This is a genomic window from Shewanella submarina, assembly GCF_042646185.1.
Lineage (GTDB): Bacteria > Pseudomonadota > Gammaproteobacteria > Enterobacterales > Shewanellaceae > Shewanella > Shewanella corallii.
On record NZ_JBHRTD010000006.1, the window covers coordinates 663,626 to 675,748 of the forward strand.

Here is a 12,123-nt window from a genome sequence, read left to right on the forward strand (position 1 = left end):
AGTGATCCTTTACTTATCCTGCTTAGCGGGAATAGGGCGAAGCTCAACCTCAGACTGTGCCATCAGCCAGGCGAATTGGGCGTAGGCTGCGACATTCTGCGCCAGTGCAGCGGGATCTATCTTATCCAGAGTGTCATTGGGCGTATGATGATAGTCAAAATAGTCCCGCCCATCCTGTCTCAAGGTCGCGACCGGCACGCCATAGTCAGGCAGCATAGAGACATCAGGACCTCCATTGGCTTCGTTGTTACCCGGCATCACGCCATTTTCTGCCATAACGCCGGTAAGTGACTGGATATCGGCGAAGGCACTATCATTAACTCTGACATCCAGGCGGTATATGCGTCCCGCACCAAAATCTGACTCGGCTGCGATATAGTGTTTGGCCAGCTCTTGCTGGTGGTCCCTGGCATAGGCTTTGCCACCTACAAGTCCAATCTCTTCTGCGGCATAGAGCACCACACGCACGGTTCTGGCGGGTTTTTGTGGCAGCTCCTGAATCAGCTTGGCCGCTGCTGTGACAATGCCGACACCTGCGCCGTCGTCAATGGCTCCCGTGCCTTCATCCCAGGAGTCCAGATGGGCGCCTATCAGTACGATTTCTTCGGGTTTACTGCTGCCGGTAACTTCAGCAATAACATTGTAGGATGTGGCTGTACCGCGACTTTCTGGCGACAGATAGAGTTGCAGCGTGACTGAGTCTGTTCGCTTCAGCATGCCATTAATCAGGTCAGCATCAGGATTGGACATGGCTGCAGCCGGAATGCGTGGCACGCCCTCTTTGTAACGCATCATGCCGGTGTGAGCCATGCGGTCGCTGTCAGTGCCTATGGAGCGGATGACGATGGCGACTGCGCCTTTTTCTGCGGCGGTTACTGCCCCCTTACTGCGTCCCCTTACGGTAATGCCATAGCCTTTGCCATCGATATGGCGTTCGGTCTTGTGGTCGATAAAGACGATTTTACCCTCGACCTCTTGTGTTGATGCGGCTTTCAGCGCATCGAGTGTGTCGAATCTGACAATTTCGGCGGTGACGCCTTTCTCCGGCGTGGCGACGCTGCCTCCCAAGGCGGTAATCACCAAAGGCTGAGTAAATGGTGCGGTCACATAGGCACTCGCATCACCCCGCACCCAAACCGGAACTTCAACCGCTTCTTTATAGACTTTATCGAATCCCAGACTCTCTAACTTGGTTACAGCCCAGTTAACAGCCTGTATGTCCTTCTCTGTGCCGGCCATACGTGGACCGACTTCAACAGTCAGCGACTCGACAATTTGATATCCAAGGTCGGAAGCGAGAGCTTTTTGCTGCAATTGCAACGCAACATTTTGATTTTTAAGATTTGATGTGTCCGATTGGCAGGCGGTTAACAGACCTAAAAATGCCAGCGGAAGCCATATCACTTGTTTGCTTTTCATGAGTTTCCCTGAATTTTTTTACGTACATCCCATTTCTGAAAACAATCTAGCAAAAAGTGTGGTTTATGTCCCGACTAACTCAGTAAGGCGAAGCTATATTAGTGAGGGGTTTGTATTAGGAGAAAACGCTCGTCATGAATATCGAAATAATGCAGCAACGAGCTGATCACGCTGTTGTCCTTCTTAAAGCACTGGCTAATGAACGCCGTCTGTTTATCCTGTGCTATCTGCTCAACGAAGGTGAGATGTGTGTAGGGGAGATGAACAAGAAGCTGGGGTTAAGCCAGTCTGCCTTGTCCCAACATCTTGCATGGTTGCGTAAGGACAACCTGGTGGCGACCCGCAAGGAAGCGCAAACAGTTTACTATTCGCTGAAAAGTGAAGAAGTGAAAGCAGTGATTCAACTGTTGCACGACATCTATAGCCAGTAAGGTATAGAAAAAACAAATCCCGGTTTTGCCCTGGCAATTCCGGGATATAAAAAAACCGGCCTGAGCCGGTTCTTTTTTATCTGAGCGACAGATTAAGCAGCCAGTGCTTTGATCTTAGCGTTCAGACGAGCCTTAGAGCGAGCAGCCTTGTTCTTGTGGATCAGGCCTTTGGTCGCCATACGGTCAACGATTGGTTGTGCAGCAGCGAAAGCTTCAACAGCAGCAGCGTGATCGCCAGCTTTAACAGCAGCGATTACTTTTTTAACGTAGGTACGCAGCATAGAACGACGGCTGGCGTTGTGCTGACGACGCTTTTCAGATTGAAGCGCGCGCTTCTTTGCAGTCTTGCTATTAGCCAAGGTGCAACTCCTAAAAATGGGATTAAACTTTTAAAGGCCGAGGAATATGCCTGCATTCTGCCACTTTGTCAATGGCAGGGGCGGAATATCCATCATAAAGATAAATTTATCCAACCCAGCTTGGCTATCTTCAGCCCAACTCATGTAAAATGTGGCGCAATTCTACCAGCAATTCAGGCTGTGTGACAGAGTCCAAAAGGAAATTTTGCGGCTCTGCGCTAATCTTTCGATCTTCTCAGGGGGTATTTTGAGTAAGAAGTTGTTGAGGTCGGGCATGATCGTCAGTGCCATGACCCTGGTGTCCCGCGTCCTGGGCTTGGTCAGGGATATGGTAATTGCTAATTTAATGGGGGCTGGCAGCAGTGCCGATGTATTCTTTTTTGCCAATAAAATCCCCAACTTCCTGCGTAGATTGTTTGCTGAAGGTGCATTTGCTCAGGCCTTTGTTCCTGTATTAACTGAGTATCAGGAAAAGGAGACGCCAGAGGCCACCCGGGAATTGCTTTCCAAGGTCGCGGGTACCTTGGGTTTTCTGGTCACCATAGTGACATTGGTGGGGGTTATTGCCTCACCTGTGATTGCGGCAATATTTGGTACAGGTTGGTTTATGGCCTGGGTCAATGATGAGCCTGCAGGTGCCAAGTTCGAGCTGGCGTCACTGGTGTTGAAGATTACGTTCCCTTACCTGTGGTTTATCACCTTCACAGCTCTGGCTGGCTCTATCCTTAATGCTCGTGGTCGGTTTGCAGTATCTGCCTTTACTCCTGTTTTTTTGAACGTCGCTATTATCGGTGCCGCTATTTATATTGCGCCGGGTATGGAGCAGCCAGAAATAGGCCTGGGTATCGGCGTGTTTTTGGGCGGATTGGTGCAGTTCCTGTTTCAAATCCCGTTCCTGATGAGGGAAAACGCACTGGTCAAACCCACCTGGGGCTGGAACCACCCTGGCGTGGTTAAAATTCGCACCCTGATGTTACCCGCTCTGTTTGGGGTCTCTGTATCGCAAATTAACCTGCTGCTGGACACTCTGATTGCCAGTTTCCTGGTAACAGGTTCAATCAGCTGGTTGTATTACTCGGACCGTTTGCTTGAGTTTCCTCTGGGATTATTTGGAATCGCCATCGCGACTGTGATTTTGCCTGCGTTGTCGAGGAAACATGTGAATGAAGAGGGTGCAGGATTTGCTTCCACTATGGACTGGGGAGTCAGGGCAATCCTGCTGCTGGGGATGCCCGCCATGCTGGGCTTGATTGTGCTGGCTCAACCCATGTTGATGGTGCTCTTTATGCGCGGCGCGTTCACCATATCTGATGTAGAGATGTCCTCCTATTCCTTGATGGCATACGGCGCAGGTCTGTTGAGCTTTATGATGGTGAAAGTACTGGCACCGGGCTATTACTCCCGTCAGGACACCAAAACTCCTGTGCGTTACGGTATCATCGCCATGGTCAGCAATATGGTATTCAACCTGATCTTTGCTGTGCCTTTTGGATATGTCGGCTTAGCCATCGCCACGTCCTTGTCGGCGCTGTTGAATGCCAGCTTGCTTTATCATGGTTTGAAACAGAAACAGGTATACCAATTCAGCCGTCGAACCTGGGTGTTCTTCGCAAAAGTTGTGCTGGCGACTGCTGCAATGGTGGTAGTCTTGCTCTATATGTTACCTGAGCAGCAAATCTGGCTGGATTGGCACATAGGTCAACGTGGGCTGGAGCTGACCAAACTGATTCTGGGTGGTGCTGCGGTATATGTACTTAGTTTGATATTTATGGGGATTCGTCCCTGGAAATTGAAAGCTGGTGCTGATTCTGAATAACAGCTGAGATATAATCCGCCAATTTACGTTGAGCGGTCGTGGAATAGCAAAAAACATGGAACTTATCCGCGGGATTTACAATATTTTGCCGGCACACCATGGCTGTGTGCTGACGATCGGGAACTTTGACGGCGTACACCGTGGCCATGCCAAGGTTATCGCCAAGTTGCTCGCCAAGGCCGAGCAGTATAAATTGCCTGCGACTGTCATGTTGTTTGAACCCCAACCTCAGGAACTGTTTCGGGGGGCGGAAGCGCCGGCCCGTCTTAGTCTGTTGCGGGATAAACTCTTGCTGCTGGAAGAGTTGGGTGTCGACAGGGTGATTTGTGTCAATTTTAACCATAAGTTCGCCAACATAGATGCCGACGAGTTTGTCGACCAATTATTGGTCAAACAGCTGGGCATTAAGTATCTGGTGATTGGCGATGACTTTTGTTTTGGCAAGAATCGTCGTGGTGATTTTGACATGTTGTGTCGCGCCGGAGAACAGAACGGTTTTGCCGTGGACAGCACTGAGAGCTTTTTAATCGGTGACCACAGGGTCAGTTCAACTGCGGTTCGTAATGAGTTGGCCAAAGGTAATCTCGAGCAGGCGCGGCGATTATTGGGACATCCTTTTGCCATCAGTGGTAAAGTGGCGCACGGTCAGAAGATTGGCCGCACTATTGGATTCCCGACCGCCAACGTGGCACTGAAACGTAAAGTGGTGCCGGTACGTGGCGTATTTGCCATCAAAGCCTGGTGGCAGGACAGCGATATCTATGAAGGGGTGGCCAATATTGGTTTCCGCCCCACAGTGAATGGCCAGAGATGCCAGTTGGAAGTTCATTTGTTTGATTTTGATGGCGACATCTATGGCAAACAAATTGAAGTGGAACTGGTGGCCAAAATCCGGGATGAACAGCCTTTCCTGTCCCTGGATGCACTGAAACAACAAATCTTAAAAGATGTGGATGAAGCCAAGGCTTTATTTAACAACGACGCTAGCTGAATCAGCAGCAATTTTGACTGCTGAATTAATGGTATAGGATCAATGAGCGACTATAAATCTACTTTGAATTTGCCGGAAACCGAGTTTCCGATGCGAGGCAATCTGGCCAACCGTGAGCCGGAAATGTTGAAGCGCTGGACCCAGGACGGCCTGTATCAACAAATCCGTGAAAGCCGCACCGGTGCCAAGCCTTTTATTTTGCATGACGGCCCTCCATACGCCAACGGCAGCATTCATATTGGTCACTCTGTAAACAAGATCCTGAAAGACATTATTATCAAGTCCAAGACCCTGTCTGGATTTGACGCGCCTTATATTCCTGGTTGGGACTGTCACGGCCTGCCAATCGAGCTGAAGGTTGAGCAGAAGGTCGGTAAGCCAGGCCAGAAGATCTCTGCCGGTGAGTTTCGTGAAGAGTGCCGCAAGTATGCCCGTACTCAGGTTGAAGGTCAGAAAGAAGATTTCATCCGTTTGGGTGTGCTGGGCGACTGGAACAAGCCATACCTGACTATGGATTTTGCCACTGAAGCCAACATCATTCGCTCTCTGTCTAAAGTGATTGAAAACGGTCATCTGAACAAAGGTGTTAAGCCGGTTCACTGGTGTACCGATTGTGGTTCGGCCCTGGCTGAAGCGGAAGTTGAATACGAAGACAAGACTTCTCCTGCTATCGATGTAGCATTTGAAGCTGTTGACAGTGCTGCCGTTGCCGCCAGGTTTGGCGTAGAAGGCTTTGCCTTGCCTGTGTCTATGGTGATCTGGACGACCACCCCATGGACTCTGCCTGCCAACCGCGCTCTGTCTATCGCTCCCGAGCTGGACTATGTACTGGTTCAGTATGAAGTTGAAGGTCAAACCCGTGCACTGATCCTGGCTGATGTTCTGCATGAAGCCTGTCTGAGTCGTTTTGGCGCCGAGTCTTTTGAAGTGCTGGGCCGCGTTCAGGGCAAAGAGTTGGAGCTGGTTCGCTTCAAGCACCCATTCTACGCCTTCGACGTACCTGCCATTCTGGGTGACCATGTGACCACAGATGCGGGTACTGGTATCGTGCACACTGCACCTGGCCATGGCCAGGATGACTTTGTTGTGGGTCAGAAGTACGGCATTGAAGTCGCTAACCCGGTTGGTGACAACGGCGTTTACAAGGCGGACACTGAGTTCTTCGCCGGTATGCACGTGTTTAAAGCTAACGATGCTGTAGTTGAGAAGCTGAAAGAAACCGGCGCTCTGCTGCACTATGAAGCTTACCGTCACAGCTATCCACACTGCTGGCGTCACAAGACCCCAATTATCTTCCGTGCCACACCACAGTGGTTCATCTCAATGGATAACAAGGGTCTGCGCAGCCAGGCATTGACTGAGATTAAAGATACCCAGTGGATCCCTGAATGGGGTGAGAGCCGTATCGAGAAGATGGTAGAGAACCGTCCTGACTGGTGTATTTCGCGTCAGCGTACCTGGGGTGTGCCTATCACTCTGTTCGTTAATCGCGACACTGAAGAGCTGCACCCTGAGTCAGTATCTCTGATGCAGCGAGTTGCCAACCGCGTAGAGCAGGAAGGTATCCAGGCATGGTGGGATCTCGACGAGAAAGAGCTGCTGGGTGATGAAGCGGATCAGTACCGCAAAGTGACCGATACTCTGGACGTATGGTATGACTCTGGTTCTACCTTCGAGACAGTGGTTGCAGCCCGTCCTGAATTCCATGGTGCCGATATTGACCTGTATCTGGAAGGTTCGGACCAGCACCGCGGCTGGTTTATGTCGTCTCTGATGCTGTCTACCGCCATGAATGGCAAGGCGCCATACAAACAGGTTCTGACCCACGGCTTCACTGTAGATGGCAAGGGCCGCAAGATGTCCAAGTCTATCGGTAACGTGATTGCGCCACAGCAGGTGACCAACAAGCTGGGTGCCGACATCCTGCGCCTGTGGGTTGCTGCCACTGACTACAGCGGCGAGATGACAGTATCTGATGAGATCCTGAATCGCAGCGCCGATGCTTACCGCCGTATCCGTAACACCTGTCGCTTCCTGCTGGCAAACCTGAACGGTTTCAACCCTGAAACTGACATGATTGCGATGGAAGAGATGGTTGCCCTGGATCGCTGGGTGGTTCGTCGCGCGGCTGCACTGCAGGAAGAGCTGCTGGCTGCTTATGATAAGTACCAGTTCCACATTGTGACCCAGAAGCTGATGCAGTTCTGCTCTGTTGAACTGGGCGCTTTCTATCTGGATATCATCAAGGATCGTCAGTACACCGCCAAGCGCGAAGGTCATGCCCGCCGCAGCTGTCAGTCTGCTCTGTACCTGATCTCCGAAGCTATGGTTCGTTGGATTGCCCCAATCCTGAGCTTCACCGCTGATGAAATCTGGCAGTTGCTGCCAGGCCAGCGTGAAAACTATGTGTTCACCCAACACTGGTATGACGGTCTTAAGTCCGTGACTTTGGACTCTGACCTGAGCGACGAGTACTGGCAGCAGCTGCTGACCGTTCGTGGCGAAGTGAACAAGGTGATTGAACAGGCACGTCGTGACAAGCGTATTGGTGGTTCACTGGAAGCTGAAGTCACTCTGTATGCAGATGAAGCTCTGGCTGCTGAACTGGCCAAGATTGGCGATGAGCTGCGCTTTGTGCTGCTGACCTCCAAGGTGACTGTACTGCCTTTGGCTGATGCGACTGATGCCGTAGAAACTGAGCTGGCTTCTCTTAAGCTGTCTATCGCCAAGAGCGAAGGCCAGAAGTGTGAGCGTTGCTGGCACTTCCGTGAAGAAGTGGGCACCATCGCCGGACACGAAACTCTGTGTCAGCGCTGTGTAACCAACATTGAAGGCGAAGGCGAAGATCGCCAGTTCGCCTGATTTGGAGAGCACCACTATGGCCGATAGTATGGACAAGGGCCCCGCAAGCTGGCGTGACAGCGGCTTGCGCTGGTACTGGGTAGTGGTGCTGGTCTTCCTCGCAGACCAGCTTTCCAAACAATGGGTATTGGCGAATTTTGACCTTTATGAGTCAATTAAGATTCTGCCATTCTTCAATTTTACTTATGTACGAAACTATGGTGCGGCGTTCAGCTTTTTGAGCGACGCCGGTGGTTGGCAGCGTTGGCTGTTTACCGTTATCGCCGTAGGTTTCAGCGTGGTATTGACTCTGTGGTTGAGGCGTCAGAGTAAGTCCGAATGGCGCTTGAATCTGGCGTATACCCTGGTGATTGGCGGAGCATTGGGTAATCTGATTGATCGCCTGATGCACGGCTATGTGGTGGATTTTCTGGACTTCTATTACAAGACCAGCCACTACCCGGCCTTCAATATCGCCGACTCGGCCATTTGTGTAGGGGCAGCCTTGATTATCTGGGATGCTTTCCGTGCACCACAAGATAATGCGCCTAAACAAGAAAAAGACACGGATCCCGCAGTTAAGGAGTAACTGGATGTCTGAGCGTGCACTTTTGTGTCATATGAATATTTTGCTGTCTGATGGTTCCACAGCAGACAGTACCAAGGCGTCAGGAAAGCCAGCCAGATTGAATATCGGCGATGGCAGTCTGAGCCCGGCATTTGAAGCCCAGCTTAATGGTTTAGCTGAAGGGGATAAGCACTGCTTTACCCTGGAACCTGCAGATGCTTTTGGTGAGGCCAATCCTGATGCTATTCATCATCTCGACAGGACACGCTTTGCTGCCGATATGGAGCTGGAACCCGGTGTGATAGTCAGCTTTGCCGGTCCCGGAGGCGCTGAAATCCCCGGTATTATCCGTGAAGTCGCTGGAGATTCAGTGACTGTGGATTTGAACCATCCACTGGCAGGACAGAAGGTGACCTTCGAACTTGAAGTGATGCAGGTACTTTAATTTATGCAAGACCCAACTCAAATCCCTGAAAGTGCCAAGCTGAATATTATGCTGGCTAATCCACGTGGTTTCTGTGCCGGTGTGGATCGGGCTATCAGTATCGTTGAGCGCGCACTTGAGCTGTTTTCTCCGCCTATCTATGTTCGTCACGAGGTTGTACATAACAGATATGTTGTACAAAACCTGAAGGACAGAGGGGCGGTGTTTGTTGAAGAGCTTGATCAGGTACCGGACGACAGCATCGTGATCTTCAGCGCCCATGGCGTTTCTCAGGCGGTTCGTGCCGAGGCCAAACGTCGTGGCCTTAAGGTGTTTGATGCGACCTGTCCTCTGGTAACCAAGGTGCATCTGCAGGTGACCCGTGCAAGCCGTAAGGGCATCGAGTGTATTTTGATTGGCCACGAGGGGCATCCGGAAGTGGAAGGTACCATGGGTCAGTACAGTAACTCTGATGGCGGTGTGTATCTGGTTGAGTCGCCTGAAGATGTTGCCGCGCTGGAAGTAAAAAATCCTGACAACCTGTGCTTTGTGACCCAAACTACTCTGTCTGTCGATGACACTATGGATGTGATTGAGGCGCTGCAGGCCAAGTTCCCATCTATTGAAGGTCCGCGTAAGGATGATATCTGTTATGCCACTCAAAACCGTCAGGATGCGGTGCGCAAGATGGCCTCAGACGTCGACCTTCTGATTGTTGTTGGCTCTAAAAACAGCTCCAACTCCAATCGTCTGCGGGAACTGGCTCAGAAGGCTGGCACTCAGGCCTATCTGGTCGACAACAAAGATGATGTAGATGCAGCCTGGTTTGACGGTGTGGCTAAAGTTGCGGTGACTGCAGGTGCTTCGGCCCCTGAAGTTCTGGTTCAACAGGTTGTTGAAGCTATTGCGCAGCGGGCTCCAAGCGTCATAACAGAAGTTGAAGGGCGCAAAGAGGACGTTGTATTCGCCGTTCCGGCTGAACTTCGCTGATAAGAAATTTTTTTCGTTACTGAAATAAAAAGAGGCTTCGGCCTCTTTTTTTATATTTATCACTCAGAAGGGATGATTTACATCTGACTGGGTAGTGCCAAATGCTGAAAATCGTGGTTATTTTAGATGTCAATGTTGCTGGCGATTTACATTCTAGTCATATAGCATTAACTCGAGTACTATTGTACTAATTAGCAGAATTATAACGAAAACATTCAAAGGACACCGTCAGAAAACTGGCGATTTCAGGAGATTTGACACCATGAGTCGCTCTAATTCCGGATTTTCCTTGATTGAGGTACTGGTCGCCTTGATCATCCTGACCATAGGGTTGATCGGAATATTCAATCTTCATGTGGTTGCCAAACGTGGCAGCTACGAGTCATTTCAGCAAACTCAGGCTGCTTACCTGGCCTCTGACATTATTAATCGTATGAAACTCAACCGGGGGCAACTGCTCAGCTATGCCGGGACTTATACCGGTGGACTCGCTGTGCCTCCCGTCAGTTGCGACGTCGCGGTCGGGGCGAACGTGGTTTGTGACAATGCACAGACCCAGGCCTGGGACCTCTATCAGTGGGAGTCTTTGTTTACCGGGAGCACAGAGGTCGTCAATAACGCCAATGTGGGTGGCCTGGACAATGCTCAGGGATGTGTTTTGGTTGATGGTGCAACAGGAGAGGTGACAGTGATCATCAGTTGGCGGGGTATTCGTGCTGTCAGCGATGGCAGTGCGGCGGTGGCCAAGTTCGGTCAGTGTGCGTTCACCAATGGCAGTGACGCGGCCAAGCGCCGGGCCTATGAAGTCACGACCGTGATTATTTAGATGAAGGGAATGCAAGTGAGCAAGTATCAACAGGGACTGTCATTGGTTGAATTGATGGTAGCCATGGTCATAGGCCTGTTCCTGACCCTGGGTGTATTTACCATGTTCAGCATGTCTTCGGGCAATGTCACCACCACCAGTCAGTTTAACCAGTTACAGGAAAACGGCCGGATAGCATTGGCATTGATGGAGCCGGATCTCAGCCAGCTGGGCTTTTTCGGTGATATCACAGGGACCGAGCTAATTCCCGGTGGTAATACTCAGTTGGATGCTGCAGCTCCTGCCAACGATTGTGTTGGTGCCGGGGTCAATAATGCGACCTTGCCCAATACCACTGCTGCGCATTTCAGACGCCTGTGGGGGTTTCAGCAGGGAGATGGCAACTCATTGGCTTGTTTGACCGATGTGTTGGCAGGCACAGATGTTATTCAGATTAAACGTTTGCTGGGGCCTGATGCCGGCGATCCACCTGCGCTGAATACCAATCGGTATTACATAGGAACCACTGCCAATCAGGCTGTTATTTTTACAGGTGATCAAGGCGCTCCTGCGCTGGAGAATGGCAGATTCTGGGAATATCAGCACCATGTCTATTACCTCAGGAACGATGACAATGGTGTCCCTTCATTGCGCCGCAGGGTGTTAACCGTTGGTGCAGGAATGGGCTCAGCGAACGATGAGCAGTTGGTTGAGGGGGTCGAAAACATGCAGATCCTCTATGGCTTCGATAACGATGGCGATGACACTGCTGATACCTATATGCCTTCCCAGAATGTCACCACATTGATGTGGGACAACGAACTCTTCCAGCGTCTGGTTGCTCTGAGAGTGTTTTTGCTTATCCGTTCTATCGAGCCGGATCCCGGATATACCAATGAGTCTGTTTATCAGTTAGGTGATCAGACGCTTGACCCCTTTAATGACAACTTCCGCCGTAAAGTGGTTGCATCAACCATAGTGCTGGAAAACCCTGTGTTGATACGAAATTAGGTCTGGATATCATGAAAAAACAACAAGGTGTGGTGCTGTTTTTCTCTTTGATTGTATTGCTGATGATGACAGTTATTGGCGTGGCATTGGCGGTGAACTCCAGCCAGAGCCTGAGAATGGCGGGGGCAGGTTCTGAGCGTGTTGAGGCGCTGGCTGCGGCTCAGGGCGCACAAGCGCGGGCGATAAATAACAATCAGGGGAGCAATATGGCAAATATTGATAATGATATCCCTGTGCCGGCGGACGCCACTTTCCCCAATGCCAGCAGTGTGATTGTGCCGAGCGAATTTGGCGATGTTAACTGCCAGCGAAGTGCAGATGCCAGTAGTACCAATTTGATTAGTTGCCGTCGGATGGAAATTACCACCGAGGCGAAATTTGGCCGCGACAATTTGGGACGTTTGAGCGTGGTTACCGGAGTAGAACAAGAGGTTTTAACAGGAAGCTAAAGTTATGTTTTTCAGACGA

At 50.7% G+C, this 12,123-nt stretch carries 12 protein-coding genes; 10 read left to right on the top strand and 2 right to left on the bottom strand.

The features are described 5' to 3' along the window. Positions 1-9: 9 nt before the first annotated feature. Complete coding sequence (locus ACFOE0_RS05925) at positions 10-1,419, bottom strand: M20/M25/M40 family metallo-hydrolase (protein ID WP_248935036.1); 1,410 nt, start codon at positions 1,417-1,419, stop codon at positions 10-12. A 134-nt stretch (positions 1,420-1,553) separates the two neighbouring features. On the opposite strand from ACFOE0_RS05925, the gene ACFOE0_RS05930 reads away from it, so the two are divergent. Then, a complete protein-coding gene (locus ACFOE0_RS05930) occupies positions 1,554-1,850 on the top strand; it encodes an ArsR/SmtB family transcription factor (protein ID WP_115135740.1) in 297 nt (98 codons plus the stop codon). 92 nt (positions 1,851-1,942) lie between these two features. Here ACFOE0_RS05930 and rpsT read toward each other — a convergent pair whose 3' ends face one another. Next, entirely contained in the window at positions 1,943-2,209 is a 267-nt protein-coding gene (gene rpsT / locus ACFOE0_RS05935) for a 30S ribosomal protein S20 (RefSeq protein ID WP_115135739.1), read from the bottom strand. Between the two features lie 247 nt (positions 2,210-2,456). On the opposite strand from rpsT, the gene murJ reads away from it, so the two are divergent. The 9 genes from murJ (at position 2,457) to ACFOE0_RS05980 (ending at position 12,104) form a co-directional block, all read left to right on the top strand. Continuing rightward, positions 2,457-4,025, top strand: coding sequence for a murein biosynthesis integral membrane protein MurJ (gene murJ / locus ACFOE0_RS05940; RefSeq protein ID WP_248935035.1), 1,569 nt, complete (start codon positions 2,457-2,459; stop codon positions 4,023-4,025). A gap of 55 nt (positions 4,026-4,080) precedes the next feature. Continuing rightward, a complete protein-coding gene (gene ribF / locus ACFOE0_RS05945) occupies positions 4,081-5,016 on the top strand; it encodes a bifunctional riboflavin kinase/FAD synthetase (protein WP_115135737.1) in 936 nt (311 codons plus the stop codon). Positions 5,017-5,058: 42 nt separating this feature from the next. Then, positions 5,059-7,878: an isoleucine--tRNA ligase gene (gene ileS, locus ACFOE0_RS05950; protein WP_248935034.1), complete on the top strand. Its 2,820-nt coding sequence runs from the start codon at positions 5,059-5,061 to the stop codon at positions 7,876-7,878. Positions 7,879-7,906: 28 nt separating this feature from the next. After that, positions 7,907-8,446, top strand: coding sequence for a signal peptidase II (gene lspA, locus ACFOE0_RS05955; protein WP_115135959.1), 540 nt, complete (start codon positions 7,907-7,909; stop codon positions 8,444-8,446). Positions 8,447-8,450: 4 nt separating this feature from the next. Continuing rightward, positions 8,451-8,870 (top strand): FKBP-type peptidyl-prolyl cis-trans isomerase, encoded by a 420-nt coding sequence (gene fkpB, locus ACFOE0_RS05960; protein WP_248935033.1) that lies wholly within the window; start codon positions 8,451-8,453, stop codon positions 8,868-8,870. 39 nt (positions 8,871-8,909) lie between these two features. Then, the gene (gene ispH / locus ACFOE0_RS05965; protein WP_205407294.1) at positions 8,910-9,839 is read left to right on the top strand and encodes a 4-hydroxy-3-methylbut-2-enyl diphosphate reductase; all 930 of its coding nucleotides are present in this window, start codon (positions 8,910-8,912) and stop codon (positions 9,837-9,839) included. 262 nt (positions 9,840-10,101) lie between these two features. Then, complete coding sequence (gene pilV / locus ACFOE0_RS05970) at positions 10,102-10,665, top strand: type IV pilus modification protein PilV (protein ID WP_248935032.1); 564 nt, start codon at positions 10,102-10,104, stop codon at positions 10,663-10,665. Between the two features lie 9 nt (positions 10,666-10,674). Continuing rightward, a complete protein-coding gene (locus tag ACFOE0_RS05975) occupies positions 10,675-11,655 on the top strand; it encodes a PilW family protein (protein ID WP_248935530.1) in 981 nt (326 codons plus the stop codon). 11 nt (positions 11,656-11,666) lie between these two features. Next, complete coding sequence (locus tag ACFOE0_RS05980; protein ID WP_248935031.1) at positions 11,667-12,104, top strand: pilus assembly PilX family protein; 438 nt, start codon at positions 11,667-11,669, stop codon at positions 12,102-12,104. Positions 12,105-12,123: the final 19 nt, after the last annotated feature.